This window comes from Agarivorans sp. Z349TD_8 (genome assembly GCF_050870825.2).
GTDB lineage: Bacteria > Pseudomonadota > Gammaproteobacteria > Enterobacterales > Celerinatantimonadaceae > Agarivorans.
Genome location: NZ_CP194037.2, coordinates 629216 through 648217 on the forward strand (window position 1 = coordinate 629216; position 19002 = coordinate 648217).

15 protein-coding genes are annotated in these 19002 nt (G+C 49.9%); 9 read left to right on the forward strand and 6 right to left on the reverse strand.

Annotated features, from left to right (window positions below; translation table 11 throughout):
• Window positions 1–313 precede the first annotated feature (313 nt).
• Window positions 314–931 (reverse strand): TetR/AcrR family transcriptional regulator, encoded by a 618-nt coding sequence (locus tag ACRRS1_RS02770; RefSeq protein WP_432454685.1) that lies wholly within the window; start codon window positions 929–931, stop codon window positions 314–316.
• Between the two features lie 261 nt (window positions 932–1192).
• On the opposite strand from ACRRS1_RS02770, the gene ACRRS1_RS02775 reads away from it, so the two are divergent.
• The 7 genes from ACRRS1_RS02775 to ACRRS1_RS02805 all read left to right on the forward strand — a co-directional run bounded on the left by ACRRS1_RS02775 (window position 1193) and on the right by ACRRS1_RS02805 (window position 10801).
• Window positions 1193–2995 carry an ABC transporter ATP-binding protein gene (locus ACRRS1_RS02775; protein WP_432468454.1) on the forward strand — a complete coding sequence of 601 codons (1803 nt, stop codon included), beginning with the start codon at window positions 1193–1195 and terminating at the stop codon, window positions 2993–2995.
• A gap of 92 nt (window positions 2996–3087) precedes the next feature.
• Window positions 3088–4755, forward strand: coding sequence for an ABC transporter ATP-binding protein (locus tag ACRRS1_RS02780; RefSeq protein WP_432454683.1), 1668 nt, complete (start codon window positions 3088–3090; stop codon window positions 4753–4755).
• Window positions 4755–5696, forward strand: a complete 942-nt coding sequence (locus tag ACRRS1_RS02785; protein ID WP_432464315.1) for an ABC transporter permease — start codon at window positions 4755–4757, stop codon at window positions 5694–5696. The genes ACRRS1_RS02780 and ACRRS1_RS02785 overlap by 1 nt, the downstream gene beginning before the upstream one ends.
• Window positions 5693–6643, forward strand: coding sequence for an iron chelate uptake ABC transporter family permease subunit (locus tag ACRRS1_RS02790; protein WP_432454681.1), 951 nt, complete (start codon window positions 5693–5695; stop codon window positions 6641–6643). The genes ACRRS1_RS02785 and ACRRS1_RS02790 overlap by 4 nt, the downstream gene beginning before the upstream one ends.
• Window positions 6640–7416 carry an iron ABC transporter ATP-binding protein gene (locus ACRRS1_RS02795; protein ID WP_432468453.1) on the forward strand — a complete coding sequence of 259 codons (777 nt, stop codon included), beginning with the start codon at window positions 6640–6642 and terminating at the stop codon, window positions 7414–7416. Before ACRRS1_RS02790 ends, ACRRS1_RS02795 begins: the two co-directional genes overlap by 4 nt.
• Window positions 7413–8420 carry a siderophore ABC transporter substrate-binding protein gene (locus tag ACRRS1_RS02800; RefSeq protein ID WP_432468452.1) on the forward strand — a complete coding sequence of 336 codons (1008 nt, stop codon included), beginning with the start codon at window positions 7413–7415 and terminating at the stop codon, window positions 8418–8420. The genes ACRRS1_RS02795 and ACRRS1_RS02800 overlap by 4 nt, the downstream gene beginning before the upstream one ends.
• Before the next feature lie 113 nt (window positions 8421–8533).
• A complete protein-coding gene (locus tag ACRRS1_RS02805; protein WP_432468451.1) occupies window positions 8534–10801 on the forward strand; it encodes a TonB-dependent receptor in 2268 nt (755 codons plus the stop codon).
• 376 nt (window positions 10802–11177) lie between these two features.
• Here ACRRS1_RS02805 and ACRRS1_RS02810 read toward each other — a convergent pair whose 3' ends face one another.
• The gene (locus ACRRS1_RS02810; RefSeq protein ID WP_432468450.1) at window positions 11178–11651 is read right to left on the reverse strand and encodes a GNAT family N-acetyltransferase; all 474 of its coding nucleotides are present in this window, start codon (window positions 11649–11651) and stop codon (window positions 11178–11180) included.
• A 589-nt stretch (window positions 11652–12240) separates the two neighbouring features.
• Here ACRRS1_RS02810 and ACRRS1_RS02815 point away from each other — a divergent pair.
• Window positions 12241–13134, forward strand: coding sequence for a LysR substrate-binding domain-containing protein (locus ACRRS1_RS02815; RefSeq protein WP_432464319.1), 894 nt, complete (start codon window positions 12241–12243; stop codon window positions 13132–13134).
• A gap of 106 nt (window positions 13135–13240) precedes the next feature.
• On the opposite strand, the gene ACRRS1_RS02820 is transcribed toward ACRRS1_RS02815, so the two are convergent.
• Window positions 13241–13501 (reverse strand): DUF1127 domain-containing protein, encoded by a 261-nt coding sequence (locus ACRRS1_RS02820; RefSeq protein WP_432468449.1) that lies wholly within the window; start codon window positions 13499–13501, stop codon window positions 13241–13243.
• A gap of 158 nt (window positions 13502–13659) precedes the next feature.
• Between ACRRS1_RS02820 and ACRRS1_RS02825 the strand changes: the two genes are divergently transcribed.
• Window positions 13660–14547 (forward strand): LysR family transcriptional regulator, encoded by an 888-nt coding sequence (locus ACRRS1_RS02825; RefSeq protein ID WP_432454675.1) that lies wholly within the window; start codon window positions 13660–13662, stop codon window positions 14545–14547.
• A gap of 226 nt (window positions 14548–14773) precedes the next feature.
• Here the strand turns inward: ACRRS1_RS02825 and ACRRS1_RS02830 are convergent, their stop codons facing one another.
• The 3 genes from ACRRS1_RS02830 to ACRRS1_RS02840 form a co-directional block, all read right to left on the reverse strand.
• Complete coding sequence (locus ACRRS1_RS02830) at window positions 14774–16579, reverse strand: ABC transporter ATP-binding protein/permease (RefSeq protein WP_432468448.1); 1806 nt, start codon at window positions 16577–16579, stop codon at window positions 14774–14776.
• Between the two features lie 418 nt (window positions 16580–16997).
• A complete protein-coding gene (locus ACRRS1_RS02835) occupies window positions 16998–17423 on the reverse strand; it encodes an NUDIX hydrolase (protein WP_432454673.1) in 426 nt (141 codons plus the stop codon).
• A gap of 1093 nt (window positions 17424–18516) precedes the next feature.
• Window positions 18517–18984: a Fur family transcriptional regulator gene (locus ACRRS1_RS02840; protein ID WP_432460862.1), complete on the reverse strand. Its 468-nt coding sequence runs from the start codon at window positions 18982–18984 to the stop codon at window positions 18517–18519.
• Window positions 18985–19002 lie beyond the last annotated feature (18 nt).

Sequence of the window (19002 nt, forward strand, 5' to 3'; positions counted from 1 at the left end):
GAGCATCGAAGAGTCATTCATGTGTGAGTGCTGACTTGCATCGGGCGATAGTTTTGAATTCAAGTCGGTAAGTTCTATCTGTCACTCATTGTCAGTTGGGGCACTCTCGGTGCCCCAATTTAAGTACATGCAGCGCCAATTTTTGTCATCCTTTCAAGCTCATCGTGAAACAGCCAGTGACACGACAATACACTAACTAAGCATTGCCGATTTTAATGCTGCAAAACATGTGAATCTTGCTATTGCAGTCTTTAGGGGCGAACAGAGCCTGGCATGTCATGGCCTTTAGGACCAGCGCCGTGGTCGCGCATGTTTAAACTGCGGTCCCGTTCTCCAGCATCACCAGAGCACCGACGATGAGTGCATGCATCCCCCGAATCAGTTCTTGCTCCATTTCGCTTTCTTCTGCATCGCGGTCTGCATTCTCGATAGGTTCTCGATCGGCGACCGAATATACCGTGTCCGACACCGCGATGCAGTGAAATGCCACCGTGGCGAGTAGCCAGCGAGCTTGTTCCTTTGAAAGATCATAGCTGCCTGCGATGTGGTTTTGGTGCTCATCGATCTTTGTGATCATGGGTTGAGTAGCCGCCAACCGACGGAACACATAGGGTGCCAGCCCAGGATATGCCTTGATGAACTTTCGGATTGATGCGGCAAACGCGATCAGATAGTCCTTCAGTTCTTCGGGCTGTTTGTTGTCGGGTTGTGGGATTTGCCAGCGACTGAATATCTCCTCGGCGACCAGCGATTTGAGCGCTTCTAAACTCGGAAGGTGCTTGTACAGCGCCATATGACTCACCCCCAGGGCGGCCGCAACACCGACAAAAGTGATGTTTGGCAGGCCTATTTCAATGCCGACCTCGGCAATTCGTTGGCGTGTGATGGTTGGTGGGCGTCCCCGCGTGGCACGCTGTTGTGGTGATTTCATCTCTGCTCCTCGGTCGTAGCGGTAGCTACGATCTCATTCTAACCTATTTTTTAGCTATTTAGTTTAGTGGTTGCAACTAATTCGATAATTAGTTTATAGTAATGAAACTAATTATCATTCGTATGTAGTTGGTGTGCCGATCAAGATAAGGTTTTTTGTTACAAAACCGCTTGCTGGCTAGAACAAAACGCCTGTTGATGGCGCGTCTTTTTAGCTCGAATCACGGGCTTGTTTTGTTTTTATTTATTGGAGTTTTATTTCTTGAGCACGAATAAGGTAGCTGTAGTCAAGACCAAAGAAGCGAGTCCAATCAGCCAAGTATTGAGCCCCATTCGTGGGCAATTGGCCGTGGCCGCGATACTCGCTGGCGTGGGCAGCATGCTGACGTTGGTGCCGCTGGCTGGTATCGCGAATATCGCTAAGATCGTCCTTGGCGATGAGAGTATCGCGGCAGCTGGACAAGCGCAGGACGACATTTGGTGGACGCTTAGCATTAGCGTGCTCTGCATGTTTGTCGGTATGGCGCTGCTGTTTGCTGCTGAGCTCAGCGCCCATCTAGCCGACAATCGCATTACCTATCACTTGCGTCTTGCCACCGTCGATCGCTTGACACGGGTGCCGCTGGGCTGGTTTACAGGCCGAGCGTCGGGCGAGGTTAAGCAGGCGATGCAAGACGACATCGCTACGCTACATAGCTTGAGCGCACACTTTTTCACTGCTGTCGGGCGTGCCGTAGGCGCCATTTTAATTTCGCTTATCTATCTGTTGGCACTGGATTGGCGGATGGCCATCGCCGCACTGTTGCCGTTTCCGAGCTTCTTCTTATTCTTGCATTTCGCCATGAAAACCGGTGGTGCCAACATGCAGCAGTTCGTCGCTCGACTGGCACGGATCAATGCCGCGACGGTCGAGTTTGTGAATGGTATTCCTGTGGTGAAAGCATTCGGCGCAGCTGGTAAGGCGCACGCAGGTTATCGAGAGGCCGTGGATGCCTTCGCCGATGCCTTCGTTCGTTTCACCCGTCCGCTGGTCGCAGCGATGGCTCATGCTCATGCGATGATCGCCCCAGTAACGGTGTTGGGCATTGTGCTGGCCTTTGGTGCGGTGTTTGTGAGCCTTGGCTGGCTTGAACCGGTAGAGGTGCTGCCGTTTGCCTTAGTGGCACCGGGGATCTGCGCGCCGCTGTTGCTATTACACACCTTGCTGCACGATCTTGGCAGCGCCACGGGGGCTGCGCAGCGGGTGCTGGCATTGCTAGAAACGCCGGTGCTGGAAACGCTGGAACCGGACCAGCAGCAGCTCCCGACCGGTCATCAAGTTTGCTTCGAGAAAGTCAGCTATTGCTATGGGGAGAACTCTCAGGCTCTGACGAATCTCAGTTTTACGCTGGAGCCGGGCACTGTCACGGCGATTGTTGGCCCCTCGGGCGCGGGTAAATCGACTCTGGCGCGTTTACTGCTCCGCTTTTTTGACCCGAGCGAGGGACGAATCACCCTTGGCGGTGTGGACTTACGGCACATCGAGACTTCGCAGCTCTATCGCCGCATTGGCTTTGTGTTACAGGAGGTGAACCTGATCCATGCCAGCGTGCGCGATAACATTGCGCTGGGGCGGCCAGCGGCCAGTCAACAGGAAGTTGAACACGCGGCGCGGGCCGCCAACATCCATAAGCGTATTCTCGCTTTGCCGCGTGGCTACGACTCGGTCGTGGGTGAGGATGCTCAGCTTTCCGGGGGGGAGTGCCAACGGCTCAGCATTGCCCGCGCCGTGCTACTCGATCCACCGCTGTTGGTGCTCGACGAAGCAACGGCGGCGGCTGATGCCAGTAACGAAGTGGCGATCCAAAGTGCGCTGTCACGCTTCGCGCAGGGCCGTAGCTTACTGGTCATCGCACACCGGCTCGACACCGTGATGCACGCCGATCGGATTTTGGTACTCGAAGACGGCGCGATTACCGAACAAGGCACCCATCAGCAGCTACTCGCGCAGGATGGATGCTATGCGCGGTTATGGGCTAAAGGCGATTACCAAGGGTCAGCAGTATCGGAGGCGCAGCCATGTTAAAGACATTGATTGAGTTGTTGGGCGAGGATGCTCTGGTATTGCGGCGCTACATTTGGATGGCGGTTATTTATGGCGTGCTCTGCGGGTTGACCATGACCGCATTGGTGCCGGTGCTGCTCCATCTGTTGGGCGGCGATGTGCCGCAGATGGTGCCATGGTTAATCGTGCTACTGAGCTGCTTAGTTATTTGCTGGGTCTTGCGGCGCTACGTGGAGCAAGCTGGTGTTCGAGTGGGGGTGGCCATCTTGCGGGGGGCACGCCATCGCCTCGGTAACCATGTGGCAGAATTGCCAGTCGGCTGGTTCTCGCCACAGAATACGGCTCGACTTAGTCACGTTGTTACGCAAGGGATGATGGCCGTGGCTCAGCTTCCGGCACATGTGTTCACCCCAGTCATTGCTGGCGTGGTTACGCCGATGGTGCTGGTGGTCGCTTTGTTTATGCTGCACTGGCCATTGGGCTTGATTGCGTTGTTGGCCTTGCCACTACTGACGGGAGTGCTTGCCCTCACCGCGAAGCTCTCGCGCCGCGCCGATGATGCCTTTCATCGACATTTTGCCGATGCGAGCCAGCGGGTGGTGGAATTTGCTCAAGCTCAGTCTGTGTTACGTGCCTTTAACGGTGAAGGTGGTGGCATGCGCTTGCTGGAGCAAGCGCTAGAGAAGCAACGCCAATCGGCAGCGCGATTGATCTGGCTGTCGGCCGGGTCAACGGTCCTTAATACTTGGGCCGTGCAGGCGGTGTTTGCCGGCTTACTGCTCGCAGCATCGTGGTGGTTGAATAGACACCTTGAGGGAGGCATGGCAACCAGCAGTATCGCTGCGGTCATCGTCGCCCTGTTGCTGGTCAGCCGCTTTATCGACTCGCTGCTGGAAGTGGCCAGTTATAGCGAGGTGTTGCGAAGCGCGCGTGGCCAGCTGGATACGATTGGTGAGTTGTTTGCGGTTGAAGCCTTACCGCAGCCTCACATATCGCAGACACCGCGCGATGCCTCGGTGGAACTGCGAGCAGTACATTTCTGTTATGCGCCAGGCGAGCCTGATGTATTACGCGGGGTGAGCATTCGTCTCGAAGCGGGCAGTATGACCGCGTTGATCGGTGAATCCGGCTCCGGAAAAACGACCCTGGCTCGGCTCGTGGCGCGTTTCTTCGACACGACTCAAGGCAGCGTACTGGTTGGTGGCGTGGATGTTAAACAGATGTCCAGCACACAACTGACAGCGCAAATCAGCCAAATCTTTCAGGACAACTACTTATTTATAGGCAGCATTGCTGAGAATATCCGCATTGGCAAACCCGATGCCTGTGATGCAGAGCTGCTCGAGGCGGCGCGCTTGGCTGGTGTCGTCGAGATCATTGAGCGTTTACCACAAGGGCTGGATACCCCTGTTGGTGAGGGCGGGACGCGTTTGTCCGGTGGAGAGCGACAACGCATCGCCATCGCCCGTGCGCTACTCAAAGATGCGCCAATTTTGCTGGTCGATGAAGCGACTGCTGCGCTAGACGCGGAAAATCAGGCAGTGATTGCCGAGGCTTTGGCACAGCTGCGCGGCCGATGCACGCTGCTGGTGATCGCCCATCAGCTGTCTACGGTGGCAATGGCTGATCAAATAGTGGTACTGGAAAAGGGCCTGATTGTCGAGCAAGGAACACCGCTGCAGTTGCGCCAGCAGCAAGGACAATACACGCAGTTCCTCGGTCAGCGCAAAGCAGCAAAAGGTTGGCGTATTGCTGCCGCATCAGATGGCGTGGATTACTGATGCGTGCCAGCCTATTTGGCGTGTTCTGCCTACTTTGTGGTACATCGTTGCTGCTCGGTGCCCAGCAAATGGCATGGTCTCAGGTGTTTTCGCTATCCAGTGATACTTGGCTGACCTTGACCGCGAGTCGGCTGCCACGCTTGGCGGCGTTGGTGCTAACCGGCGTCGGGCTGTCGGTCTGTGGCGTGATCCTGCAGCACATCGTGCGCAACAAGTTTGTCGAACCAGCCACCTCGGGGGGGCTGGATGCAGCCAAGCTCGGTATTTTAGTGGCATTAACCGTGGCACCGAACACTGGGACAGTAGGGCGGATGTTGTTCGCGCTGGCCTTTTGCTTCGCAGCAAGCTTGATCTTTGTGGCGATTATCCGCCGCATTAAATTCAAAAACTCGATCCTGGTCCCTGTGATGGGCTTGATGTACAGCGGTGTGCTCAGTGCTATCGCCGAATTCTATGCTTATCGCAACAACATACTGCAAAGTATGCAGGGCTGGTTGCTGGGTGATTTTTCTAAGATTGTTCAAGGTAACTACGAAATCATCTACCTGATCCTCCCGATCGTGGCATTAAGCTACCTGTACGCGCAACGCTTCACGGTGCTGGGGATGGGGGAAGGCATGGCGACAAGCCTAGGACTGAACTACTCGGTCACGGTGAGTCTGGGCTTGATGCTGGTGGCCGTCACCGTGTCAGCCACAGTGATTACCGTGGGTGCAATTCCCTTCGTTGGTCTGGTTATTCCCAATTTGGTCGCACTGCACTATGGCGACAACCTCAGTCACAGCTTGCCTGTGGTTGCGCTGAGCGGTGCATCATTGTTGCTGGCCTGTGACATTCTCGGTCGGGTGCTGATCTACCCATTCGAGGTGCCTATTGGCTTAACCGCAGGCGGTGTGGGTGGCGTGTTATTTCTGGTGTTGATCTTCAGGAGGCTGCGATGAAACGCATCACTTCTGGCTATGCTGTGTGGATGATCGTCATCGGATTGGCTATCTGCTTCTTGTTTTTCCGCTCGGGACTCGATTTCGATTATGTGATTCCTAAGCGCTGCTCCCGATTGGTGGCGATGCTGATTGGTGGCGCCTGTGTTGCCTGGTCATCGATCGTGTTCCAAACCATCACCGGCAACCGGATCTTGACGCCAGCGACCATGGGCTACGAGGCGGTCTATCTGCTATTTCAATCGCTGCTGATCCTCGTCATGGGGACGCAGAGTCTGGTGGTACTGGGTGCAAACGGCAACTTTTTATTATCTATCGGCTTGATGCTCGGCTACTCCTGGGTCATCCATCGCTGGCTATTCCGAGAGGGTCAGCATGATGTGTATTTGCTGTTGTTGTTGGGGCTGGTACTCACGATGGTGATCAGCACCTTCACCTTATTTGTTCAATTCCAGGTCAGCCCCGGTGAGTTCTCGGTACTGCTCGGCTTTAGTCAGGCGTCTTTTGGCAAGGCAGAGCCTGAGCAGTTATTGGTTGCGTTGATGCTGGTTGGCGCGGTGTGGATCGTTGCATCTAAGACCTTGCCAACGCTGGATGTGCTTTCCCTAGGGCGCGAGCAAGCGGTATCTCTTGGCGTAGATTACCAGCGCTCGGTGCGGCTCTACCTTGCTTTGATCGCCGTACTGGTGGCGGTTTCGACGAGTCTGCTTGGGCCTACCGCCTTCATGGGCATCTTCGTTGCCAATACCAGCTATGCACTGGCTGGTAGTTTCAAGCATCGGGTCACCTTAGCGACTGGCTGCGCGATTGCGGTTGGCATATTTATCCTGGCCCAGCTTGCAGTTGAACACATTTTTAATTACCGAACTACCGTCGGCATCTTGGTCAACCTGGTATGCGGCGTCTGGTTTCTGGCGCTGATGATGCGCAAGCGAGGAACGACATGATTACCGTTAATCACCTTTCCAAAGCTTATGGTGACAGAACTGTACTTTCCGATGTAAATCTGCGCTTCCCAGCGCAGCAGCTCACGTCGCTGATCGGCCCCAACGGCGCGGGTAAAACGACCTTGTTGATGACGATTGCCCGGCTGCTAAAGCCAAGCCATGGCGATATTTTGATTGAAGGTTGTCGAGCATCGGAGCTGCCTATTGGTGACTACGCCAAGCGTGTCGCTACCTTGCGCCAGTCACCGGATTTTAACTTGCGGCTAACGGTTGAGGAACTGGTCGGCTTTGGCCGCTTTCCTTATAGCCGAGGCGCGCTGAACGCTGACGATTATCGGACGATCGACGAGGCCATCGCCTTCTTGACGTTGGAGCCGCTCCGTGAAGCTTATCTCGACGAACTCAGTGGCGGGCAGCGTCAGATGGCTTTTTTAGCCATGACGATCGCTCAGCAGACACCGTGTCTGCTGCTGGATGAGCCCTTGAATAATCTCGACATTAAGCATGCCGTGCAAATTATGCGTGCGCTGCGTCGTTTATGTGACGAGCAGGGGCGCACAGTCATTTTGGTGGTACACGATATCAATTTCGCAGCCAATTACTCCGACCACATTGTGGCGATGAAGGGCGGTGCGGTGCATTGCTCCGGCTCGGTGTCGGAGGTTGTGACCGAGGCGCGGTTGGGTGAGCTATACGAGCTAGATTTTGAGATCGCGCAAAGCGAGCGCGGATGCCTATGCAACTACTTTAACCCATTAGGAGAACTGAAATGAGTTTCAACCACCGACAAAGGCATTGGGCCTTGGCTTTGCTGATGAGCGTCACGTTCGCCATACAGGGCTGCCAGCCGCAAGTCGAAGAATCGGTAGCCAAAAGTGCACAGTTAGCAGCGACTAGTCAGTCTTCGTTACCCGCCTATCAAGCGATTACGATCCAGCACCAACTGGGCAGCACCGTGATCAACAAGTTACCGCAGCGGGTGGTTGCTCTAGATATGAATGAAGTTGATTTTCTCGATCAATTGGGGATTCCGGTTGCAGGTATGCCCAAGGATTTTGTTCCACATTTTCTTGCGAAGTATAAGCGCGCTTCGCAAGTGGTGGATACAGGCGCGATTGTTCAGCCCAATCTGGAGCGGGTACATGCGGCCAAGCCCGATCTGATCCTGATCACTTCACTACAGGCCAAGCATTATAAAGAACTGAGTGAGATCGCCCCGACCATCCACTTCGACGTGGACTATCGGGATAGCCGAGTTAGGCATATCGAGGTTGTTAAGGAACACCTTCTGAGCTTGGGGCGAATCTTTGGCAAACAAGCACTGGCCAAGCAGAAAGCCCTTGAGTTAGAAGCCAAGGTTGAAGAGGCTAGGCGCATCATCCAAGGTCGTCCCGAAAAGGCCTTGATCGTGCTACACAACAACGGCGCTTTTAGTTCCTTTGGGGTGCAGTCCCGCTACGGCTTTGTATTTAATGCGCTGAATGTAAAGTCGGCCAGCCCGAAGGGCGCAACCGGCTTACATGGTCAACCAATTTCCAGTGAGTTCATCCGGCAGGCCAATCCAGACGTGATTTACATCGTGGATCGCACCGCCGTGATGGAGCACCGATCAGCTTTGAACGCCGAGACGCTCGGTAATCCCTTACTGCGGCAAACCAATGCTTGGAAAAATGGGCGCGTCGTTTTTGCCGATAGCGAGGCTTGGTATGTCACGGCAGCCAGCCCTAGCTCTTTAGCGCTGATTATCGATGATGTCGTTGCTGGCTACCAAAACTGAGTCATTTTAGCTGGTCTCGCGGAGCGTACCCAAAGCGTAACAATCTCATTTGAAAGCATATTTTTATCACCTAGCGGTGAGCTAATTCAATTTAAACTTGAAAGGAGTCAGACATGACAAAACGTCGATATAAGCATCGTAAGCAAGGCCTTGTGCGGCAGACAGCGTCTGCAAATTCTATATTTGCCGCTCATTCTCCCGCTGTCTTGAACCAAAAAAAATTGCTACTCGGGCTCACGCTCAGTGCCTTGACTGTGGTGGCATCACCAGCACTGGCGCAAACCAGCGATAAGGAAACCAATGCCAATAAGCAACAGACCTCGTCTCGTGCTGCTGAAGATGTGACCGTTTTATCCCCGCTGAAGGTGGTTGGGGCAGCCCCCTACGCCGGAGGACAAGTGTCTACTAGCGGTCGTATGGGCTTGCTCGGCGACAAAGATTTTATGGATACACCGTTTAATACAATTAGCTATACAGAGCAGTTTATCGCAGATCAGCAAGCCCGGGATATTAGTGAGGTGATCGCTAAAACCGATCCCACGGTGTTTATGAGTGGCATCCCAGGTGAAAGTAACGAAGGCTATTCGATCCGCGGTTTGCCATCCAGCGTTGGTGATGTGACGATTAACGGCTTGGCTGGCATGGCGGCCTATTATCGCAATTCGCCGGAAATTTTCGAACGGGTCGAAGTACTCAAAGGACCTTCTGCTTTGCTTAACGGGATGCCGCCGAAGGGATCTGCGGGGGGCGCAGTTAACTTGGTCACCAAGCGTGCCGGTAACGAGGCATTAACGCGTTTTACGCTTAATTACATGTCTGACTCGCAGTTCGGTGGGCATGTCGATCTAGGTCGTCGCTTCGGCCAGAAAAAGCAATTTGGGATCCGTTTCAATGGTGTGTATCGTGATGGCGATACTGCGGTGAATACGCAAGACAAAAAAGTCTCGCTAGCTTCACTCGGGCTGGATTGGCGCGGCGATCGGGCGCGGCTGTCGGTCGATCTTTATCGTAGTATGGAGCGCTCGAATGGTTTGACTCGGGGGATCACTCTAGCCCCCGGTTTGGCGGTACCCACACCACCAAGCCCCGATGTTTCGTGGAACCCGCCCTGGGCTTTCTATGAAAGTACCGATAAAGGTGCCATGCTGCACAGCGAATACGATCTAAGTGACCAACTCACAGCTTATGTGGCTGGGGGGATTAGCAAGACCGAATTTGACTCAAATATGGGCGCTGCTCAAGTATTTAATGAAGCGGGAGACTTTCGGATTAACTTCAGTGGCGTGTCCGACAAAGTGGAGAGAAAGTCGGCAGAAATTGGACTGAAAGGTCAGCTTCGAACGGGTCCGGTGGGCCATCAGTTTGCGCTTAACAGTACCTATTACGATGAAGATTATCAGTTGAACGGTTTTAGAAACCTTTTGCCGAATGCTTGGGTGACAAACATCTACAACCCGGTATGGGGCCCAGAAGTCGAACGTCCTAGCAATATCCCTGCGATTACCAAAACCGATACTCGCTTGACCAGCTTTGGCTTAGCGGACACATTGTCGGTTTTTGATGAGCGGCTACAACTAACGCTTGGCTTACGCCGTCAACAGGTGAGCAATGACAGCTATAACGGTGCAACCGGACAGCGGATAGGGCTTGCTTATGACGAAAGCGCCATCACGCCGGCAGTGGCTGTTCTTGTTAAAGCCACCGAGAAAATGTCTGTTTATGCGAATTATATTGAGGGGCTTAGCCAAGGTGCGATGGCACCCAATACAGCGGCAAATGCGGGTGAAGTGTTCGCGCCCTTCAAAACCAAGCAGAAAGAGTTTGGATTTAAATTCGACTTTGGTGAATTTGCCCACACGCTTAGTTTGTACGAAATTGAGCGTCCGAGCAGCTATACCGACCCCGTCTCCAACGTTTTTTCTTTCGGAGGGGAGCAGCGTAACCGCGGAGTGGAATGGGGTTTCTTCGGTTCACCGCTGGATAGCGTACGCTTGATGGGGGGGATTGCCTACTCGGATCCAAAGGTGATGAAGGCTGCTGACCAAGCCAATGAGGGCAAACAGGCAACGGGCGTGCCTAAATGGCAGGCGAAGCTGGGAACGGAGTGGGATATACCAAGAATGCAAGGTCTAACATTGACCGCCAATCTAAACGCGGCTTCCAAGCAGTATCTTAGTGCAGACAATTCGCTATCGGTTTCTGGCCGTACCGTGTACGACCTCGGCGCACGTTATGTCACCGAGCTATCGGGTCGTCGACTAACCATGCGAGCTGCGGTTACCAATTTGACCAACAAGGCGTATTGGGCAAAGCCTAACTTCACCAGCTTGGCGATGGGCGCACCGCGAACCTTCCAGCTATCAACAACGCTGGATTTCTAGCTAAGCCATTAATATCGTCACCAAACTGGCATGGCCGTGAAGCGAAGCATCGGCAGCTTTTGTTTGCCATTGTAGGAAAACGCCAGCGGCCACTGCCTTTCATGGTGCCAAGGTGAACGACCGGCACTGGGTGGCTAGTTTTTCGCCTATTCGTCGGGGATAGTTCGGCCGCTGTGCTTGCTTGGTTAAGCGGGATCTAAGGTGTTGTTTGTTTATTTGGTGATTTCTACGGTGGGGCTTAACGGGCGTAACTTGAGTTGCGGGAAAGGTGAGCCCCACACGCTGGTTCTGCCTCATCAACGAATAGCAACGTGTTAGACCCGCTGCTCTAACCGGTTTATATAACGATTGAAAAAGTACTTTAAAACCCAGCTGATTATGATAGCTGTTGGTCTGCGAGCTCTTTTGTCATAAAGCGACTATTGGGATCTTCTGTATAGTCGGAGAAAGGCCCACAATAACTAAATCCAAACTTCTCGTATAGGCTTCGAGCCGGTTTGAAAAACGCCTGTGAACCCGTTTCTAAGCTTACCTTCCGATAACCATTTTCAGTGGCAACATTTAGCACATGAGTGAGGAGTTGGCTGGCAACACCAGACTTCCTGGCAGAATGAGCAGTTCTCATCGATTTCAGTTCTATATGTTCAGATGTAAGTTGTTTGATGGCCAAACACCCTTGTAACTCGTTGCCTAACCAAGCGCTGAAAAATGTAACTTCAGGCGCCTTGAGGCCGTCGACATCAAGCGCATGGACACTTTCGGGGGGAGAGGTGGCATACATATCTGCAAGATGCTCTTCCAATAACTGAATGACCTCACCACCGGATAGATCGTCAATGATTATTTCCATCTTTTGGTTTTTACTCCATTGGTATAATTTTTATTGGATAGCGAAGCTTATTAGATAGCGAAAGTAACAATTTGTATAGCTATGATCTGGGCAATTTCGTTAATGCTTAAAGCCGTCGCTTATTCACATGAGCCAAGCAAGCTACCAGCATTTTCAATTGAGTCACAGAAACGACTCCACCTACGCCAAACAATATCATCTGTAGAGGCTCGCCTAAGTGCTAAAATCCCTTGTGGAGACGCAAAGCCCACATCAAGCGTTTGGCTTGCCAAGCCCCAGTAATGCTTCTGCTTAACCACCCATTAGTTCAAATTATAAAAAGCTAGAGAAATGTGTTGTTTGTTCCGCTTCAGTATATAGCCCTATATCTTTTTTAATATAAGCGTTTAACTGGTTAACCAGAGTTCTATTTTCATTTGTTCTTATAATAAAATACTTAAGTTTCAATTGATTAATCAGATTTATTCTCTTGGTTTGCCTACGTGCCAGCATCAATTTAACCTTGATTCCGTATTAGATATGACTATTATCAAGCTAATAAAGGGCTATTACGAACAACAATTTATGACAGGAACTATAAGTACAGCTTATGGACAATCGACTGCGTTATCTTTCCGCTCTTCGCTACTTTGAAGCGGCATCTCGACTAAAAAGTTACAGTAAAGCTGCCGACGAATTGTTTGTCACTCAAGCCGCAATCAGCCAAAAATTACGACAGTTGGAAGAGCGCTTAGGGTGTAAATTGTTTATTCGTCGTGGGCGTGAAATGCAGCTAACCGACAAGGGACAAATACTTCAAAAGTATGTCACCGATGGTTTTAAAAATTTAATCACCGGACTGAATCGAATTCAAAACGAACCCTTGGAAGGTGTACTCAATGTGAGCGCTCCTCGTTCATTTTCGACACGTTGGTTGATGCCTCGATTGTGGAAATTTACGATGGAGTACCCACATGTTCCAATTCGAGTGCAAACGGTCAAAGCGATCGATATTCGCCACACCGAAACCGATGTATTAATTTGGCAGGGAAATGAGAGTGTTGCGCACCTTGATTTAGAGCAAGAAACACTATTTGAAGAAGCGATTTTTCCTTATTGTTCTCCACAACTTGCTAAATCAATGCAGTTTGAGCGTCCAGCACAACTGCTCGATTGCTGGCTGATTGATTTTCATTCTGCCTCTTTCAGCTGGGATCAATGGTTTCATCGTGCAAAGGTGAGTGCTAAAAGAGAAGCACTTCAATGGATGGAAGTGAGTACTTTTGATATGGCTATCAACGCCGTTGTCGGCGGCCATGGTGCATGTTTAGCGACGGAAAGCATTTCCGCAGATTTTGTTGAACGAGGTTTATTAGTTAAGCCATTTGATATTGGATTGAATCCAGGTATTTGCTATTCCGTGATTAGCGATCCTTCTTCCTCACGTGTGCGACGAATCCATGCGTTTAAATTGTGGCTACACAAAGAACTAAATGACCATTAGTGGCGTTGTTGAAAGTGGTTGCTGTAAGCCATATAGAGCTGTCTGGCTATCTGAATAATCTGGCCAGTAACTCTCCCTATAAGTTGTCCATTTGAACGTTTAAAGTTCATCGCTTTTGATGAACCTTTGTACCTAATGGCAAATTTGCCATAAACATTAAACGCTGACGGGTGTGACCGATATCTTCCAGGATATGATCATCACAGCTAAGCAGAGCTAATAATGTCTGTCTGCGCCGATAGGCTGCATAGCAATCCCTCAATGTCTGAATACATCGCAGTAGATGTTGTTTTGCTAGAGCTTTTTCTTGTCTAGGTCTCGTTACAATGGCTGATTGCTTGGTCATCACACGGTCATCTTTAGGCATAGCAATGTCCCTTCTTCTCACAATTAATTTCCCACAGTATTTATGGTTAACAACAAACGATTGAGTCGCGTTCCTTGATTAGATGATGATTTTCATTCATTGTTTAATCAAACTAAAAATACTAAACTCATCGTTCAGAAAAACTTAAGGGTTGTCACATGGCTTTGCTTGCAAACACGCCGCCATTATTAGAGTTCGATTTATTAAGATCTTTTGTAGCAATAGCAGAAAGTGGCAGCTTTACCCGTGCGGCAAAGCAGGTTTTCCGTTCTCCTGCTGCTGTTAGCATGCAGATTAAACGTCTTGAAGAAACACTGGGTAAAAGCTTATTTATTCGCGAGGCGAGGCTGGTTCGTTTAACTCCGGAAGGAGAGTTATTACTCAGCTATAGCCGTCGTTTACTCAAATTGAATGAACAGGCAGTAAGCCAGTTTATTGCCCCACCTATTGAGGGAACGGTCTGTTTTGGTTCACTAACAGATATGGCGGTTGGCATATTGCCAATGGTATTAGCTCAGTTCGCGCGTTCTCACCCAGCTGTCGCGGTAAATGTCATCGCAGGTAGCAGCACCGAGTTGTTGCAGCGCTTAGATAGAGAAGAGCTCGATATGGCTTTGTTTACTGCTGGAAATATTGGTCAGGATCCAACTCGTGGAGAGATTGTTTCCACTGAATCGTTAATTTGGGCTAACCGTAGTGGAGGGCTGGCTGCTGGGAAACACCCTTTGCCTATCGCTGTTGCCAGTCATGGTTGTTGTTGGCGCGCAATGGCGCTCGAAGCTCTGGATAAGCAAAGCATTGATTACCGTATCGCTTATACTTGCGACTTTAGTGCTGGCATGTATGCCGCAATGGAAGCCGATCTCGCCATCGCGGTTATGCCACAAAGCCATCTGAGAGCGCCCTTTGTTCAAGTTGATGGGAGCCATGGTTTGCCTAAGCTTGGTGAGTATCAGTTACGATTTGAACACCGTAAGGACTTAGGTTCTGCGGGCAATGTCTTAGCAAGTTATATCGTTGATGCCTTGAAAACTCAGATGGTTTAGCAGATAAGCGCGACGGCTCTGATGAGGCCATTGAATTTACGACGTATTTTCCTCATAAAGGCATCTTAAATCTTATTCATGCTCATCAGCTCACTTCAGTAAACACAATTACCTAGACACGCAATCGAAATGTTCATCGGCCCCTTTTGTATTAAGTAACTATTGGGATGGCTGTTTGGATACCCTCGCGGTTACGGTTGGCTTCCAGTTTAAGCCCTATAAGCGGTTATTGATTATGCTTAAATTGCAGCGCGACTAAGCGTTGGTATAAGTCGCAGCTTTTCATTAACGACAGGTGATCGCCGGTGTTGACTAAACGGCCTTGATCTAATACCGCAATTTGCTCGGCATGCTGAATGGTTGCAAGGCTGTGTGCAATAATTAAGGTAGTTCGGTTGCGCATCAATTCTTGTAAGGCTTGTTGCACATGGTGTTCACTCTCGCTGTCTAATGCGCTGGTGGCTTCATCGAGTAGCAATATACTGGGGTCTTTTAGTATGGCTCTGGCGATAGCGATACGCTGGCGTTGGCCACCAGAAAGCCTTACTCCCCGCTCTCCAAGGTGGCTTTTATAACCTTGGGGTAAGTTCATGATAAACTCATGAGCATGCGCCTTTTTGGCGGCTTCAATCACTTGCTGGTCGCTAGCTTGCGGGTTGCCGTAACGAATATTGTGAAAAACATCGCTACTAAATAAGGCAGGCTGCTGTGGCACCAATGCCATTTGTTGGCGCAGCGCTGTTGGATCTAGCTGGCGAATATCTATGCCCCCAAGCGTGACCTTACCGGATTGAGGGTCGTAAAAACGTTGCAGTAGTTCAAACAGGGTGGTTTTACCTGCACCAGAGGGGCCAACTAGCGCCACCACTTTACCTTGTTCGGCAGTTAAACTGAGTTGCACAGTGGCCGCTTGATCGGGCCGCGAAGGATAGTGGAAAGACACCTTGTGAAATGCGACTTCGGCCGCTAGCCCCGCCGTTGAGATAATATTTTGGCTCGGTGCTACAATATGACTGTTGACTTGGAGTATTTCTATTAGCCTTTCTGTTGCCCCTGCGGCGCGTTGCAACTCGCCTAACACCTCAGAAATAGTTGCCAAGGAAGATGCCACCATAATGGCGTAGAATACAAACGCGGCTAAATCACCGGCAGACATGACGCCGTTTATTACATCGCTGCCGCCAACCCAAAGCATTCCTGCTATGGCACTAAAGACAATCAGAATCACGCCAGAGATTAAAATGGCACGTTGTTTTACACGCTGGCGACCTATCTCAAAAGCCTTTTCTACTTGGTTGGCGAACAAGGCTTTTTCTTGGGCTTCGTTGCTGTAACTTTGTACGGTTTTAATGTGCTCTATTGCTTCGCCAGCGTAGCTTCCTACATCGGCCATAGAATCCTGGCTTTGGCGTGACAAGGCTCTAACTCGGCGTCCATAAATCAATATAGGCACCAGAATAAAGGGCACCGAGGCTAATACGATAAGGGTAAGTTTTATGTTGGTGGCAAACAGCATGATGATCGCGCCCACACACATTAATGCGCTGCGCATCGCCATTGAAAATGAAGAACCAATAATGCTTTGTAGCAAGCTGGTATCGGTCGTGATGCGAGACATCATGTCGCCACTGCCGTTGGTTTCAAAATAACTGGGGTGCAAAGTAATCACATGATTAAACACCGCCAGCCGTATATCGGCACTCACGCGCTCACCCACCGAAGACACTAAATAAAACCGAAAAAATGTGCCGATGGAAATAAATACCGTGAGCGCAAGAATAAATTTAATTGCGCTCCCCAGCTCTTGCAGCGATTGTTGGGCAAAACCTTCATCAATCAAAATTCGCACCCCATATCCTACCGACAGGGTGAGCGATGCGGTAAACATTAGCGCCAGCAGTGCCGCGGTTACTCGGCCTTTGTAGGGGCGAATGAATCGGACTAACTCAAACAAAATACGCAGGTTTTTGTCTTTTGCTGCGGTGTTCGTCTGTGCTGTTTGAGTGCTTGCATTGGTGGTTTGGGTTTGCATTGCTACGCCTTTATATGACCCAGATACAGAATGAAGATTACACTGCGGCTTAGGCAGCAAAGGTTTAATTTTATGGGCTTTATCATATAGCAATGGGGCCATTGCCCCCAATAGCAAGCCTTAGCTCCGCAGAGTTGAAAGATTCATTACTTGAAGAGCCCCAATACACGCTTAAGTTATCGTAGTTCTGGGGATCAACGAATAGCCAACGGCTAACTGCAAGCGGTTTGGCTAAGGCATGCCTAGCCACTGCCGAAGCAATAAATAACACCCCTAGTTTAAATGTCCATCGTCACCTTTGTATTGACTAAGCATTGGAATGGCTGTCTGGTTATTTTTCCGAACACGCCCTGTGCAGAGCCATATGTAGGGTATTGGTAAGCTTAGATACCACTGGCTAGTCGATTAGGTGGATACGCTATCCTGTTTTAACTTTTAGTTGGCATAAAACTTTTTCTAATAGAAATGGTTGGATCTTTGGGTAGGTCAAGTTAGCTGGCATACGATTAAATGACTTTACTTCTGCAGTTTCAAAATCTAGTGAATCACCATAACTGTGAATTTCTGCGAAAAACAGCCCGCCAAAAGTAGTGGCGTCTTCAACGCTTACGGAGTAATTGCAGATTTCAAGAATAGAAAAATCTTTTGCCCCTGTTTCTTCTATAAGCTCTCGGCTTGCCGCCTCAAAAGCGGTTTCCCCGGTTTCAATATGTCCACCGGGGGCTTCCCAAGTATTCCTATTTTGATGCCTTACATAAACAAAACCATGCTGATCTTTCGCAATAATTACCGAAAATTTTAAGTCTACAGAGTTATCTAATTCGTGAAATTTAACTACCATCATTTGTCCGTTGGTTTAATGGCCGCCCTATGCGGTGGCTTTGTCGTTGATTGCTTTGTGGTAGTGTAGCGTTAAGCCGCAGAACGAGCGATGGAAAAGTCGCTCGCCGTATGGCAACTTTAAAAGACTGTTTTATTTGATAAAGAGCCCAATGCTGCTCACTCGTTCTGTGTCCGACCGGACTTAGCAATGGTGGCGCAAAATCAGAAGCCACCACTGGAATACCAAGGCTTGTATTTTAAACGTTTCAGAACACGCCCTGTGCAGAGCCACATGTAGGGTGTTGTGGGGGCAGGAGGATAGACACCTTCGACTACCCGATTGAGTGCATGCTCTATCTACAGACAGTCACTGTAGATAGAGCATGCACCGAAAATTGTTAAAAACCAACTTGAAGGTAGAGCAAGAAGAAAGTAGATGATGCTTAAAGGTCTGCTACTTTTTAGGAACTGTAAAGCCGTTGCACCTATGAATGAGAAAAGAGCTAATACGCTATAGGCAATAAAAGCTGATCTAAAGTTGAAGCCATATGCGAACGGTAGCCAAGTAATAATTGGCAGAAATGGCGCGACTACAACAACCAAATACAATCCTAACTGCTTGTTACTTGGCACTTACTCTCCTAGACACTTAACAGCTTCTTAAAAGGAAAATTTCCTTGCTATAACAAAGAAATTTCGCTTCTCTCTCCCATTTATTGTTCAATACAGTATCACTGCCTTATAGTGATTTCAGCAAGATAGAGCAAAAATTGATAGTTAAATCATGACCAAAGAATGCGATAGCTGGTGGAAACAAGGAATTGCATGAACACTGTATATCATTTTGGTTTTTTAGCGTAAAACGATTAAAAAGCTAAGGTAGTGGCGATGTTATGGGAAACATTCTTCAAGCCCTTTGCTGCACGGGGTGGGGCAAAAATGGATAGCGGATATCTGCCGAATTATGTTGATAAGGCTAAAAGTGGTTAAAGATTATGGCCACGGTTTTAACGCGATGCTTGGCCGCGAACAAAGCCATGATGCAAGCCGAAGCTTAGCCTGCTCTGCGAGATCGGGGAGCACTTTCTAAACAACTTGAAGGTCGATATGGCTTACTAGACTTGACTCGATTTGCAATTGTCGCAAATACATTCAAGCTCGAGCTGAGGGCTAAGAAGATGGTAGCCAACATCTTTTGCGCGAAGCCCTATTTCGTCGATTAGATGCTGGGGAATGGTTATTTCTTTCACCTGTTGGCATTCTCGACAGATCAGAAACTGGGAAATTTGATGGTGACATTGGTCGTGAATATGCGAGCAGGCAACAAATTTGTTTTGCGAACCTAGTTTATGAACTAACTGATGTTGCTCGAGAAATTCAAGGATCCGATATACCGACATGGGCAGCATAGACTGCTCGGTTTGTTGGTTATACAGATCGAGTATTTCGTAGGCCGACAGTGGCTTGTTGGCGTTTAGCAATACCCTAAGGATCTGCTCTCGTTTTACGGTTAAGCGAGCACCGGAGTCTTTGCATCGGCTCATCGCACAACTCACAATGGCTTCATTCTTTTGTTGCGTCATAGTGACCTTAAATTATCT

Excerpts from the sequence above, each read along its gene's own strand:
- ACRRS1_RS02770 (WP_432454685.1), bottom strand. The coding sequence starts at position 931 with ATGAAATCACCACAACAGCGTGCCACGCGGGGACGCCCACCAACCATC.
- ACRRS1_RS02780 (WP_432454683.1), top strand. The coding sequence starts at position 3,088 with ATGACCGCATTGGTGCCGGTGCTGCTCCATCTGTTGGGCGGCGATGTG.
- ACRRS1_RS02785 (WP_432464315.1), top strand. The coding sequence starts at position 4,755 with ATGCGTGCCAGCCTATTTGGCGTGTTCTGCCTACTTTGTGGTACATCG.
- ACRRS1_RS02790 (WP_432454681.1), top strand. The coding sequence starts at position 5,693 with ATGAAACGCATCACTTCTGGCTATGCTGTGTGGATGATCGTCATCGGA.
- ACRRS1_RS02795 (WP_432468453.1), top strand. The coding sequence starts at position 6,640 with ATGATTACCGTTAATCACCTTTCCAAAGCTTATGGTGACAGAACTGTA.
- ACRRS1_RS02800 (WP_432468452.1), top strand. The coding sequence starts at position 7,413 with ATGAGTTTCAACCACCGACAAAGGCATTGGGCCTTGGCTTTGCTGATG.
- ACRRS1_RS02805 (WP_432468451.1), top strand. The coding sequence starts at position 8,534 with ATGACAAAACGTCGATATAAGCATCGTAAGCAAGGCCTTGTGCGGCAG.
- ACRRS1_RS02810 (WP_432468450.1), bottom strand. The coding sequence starts at position 11,651 with ATGGAAATAATCATTGACGATCTATCCGGTGGTGAGGTCATTCAGTTA.
- ACRRS1_RS02815 (WP_432464319.1), top strand. The coding sequence starts at position 12,241 with ATGGACAATCGACTGCGTTATCTTTCCGCTCTTCGCTACTTTGAAGCG.
- ACRRS1_RS02820 (WP_432468449.1), bottom strand. The coding sequence starts at position 13,501 with ATGCCTAAAGATGACCGTGTGATGACCAAGCAATCAGCCATTGTAACG.
- ACRRS1_RS02825 (WP_432454675.1), top strand. The coding sequence starts at position 13,660 with ATGGCTTTGCTTGCAAACACGCCGCCATTATTAGAGTTCGATTTATTA.
- ACRRS1_RS02830 (WP_432468448.1), bottom strand. The coding sequence starts at position 16,579 with ATGCAAACCCAAACCACCAATGCAAGCACTCAAACAGCACAGACGAAC.
- ACRRS1_RS02835 (WP_432454673.1), bottom strand. The coding sequence starts at position 17,423 with ATGATGGTAGTTAAATTTCACGAATTAGATAACTCTGTAGACTTAAAA.
- ACRRS1_RS02840 (WP_432460862.1), bottom strand. The coding sequence starts at position 18,984 with ATGACGCAACAAAAGAATGAAGCCATTGTGAGTTGTGCGATGAGCCGA.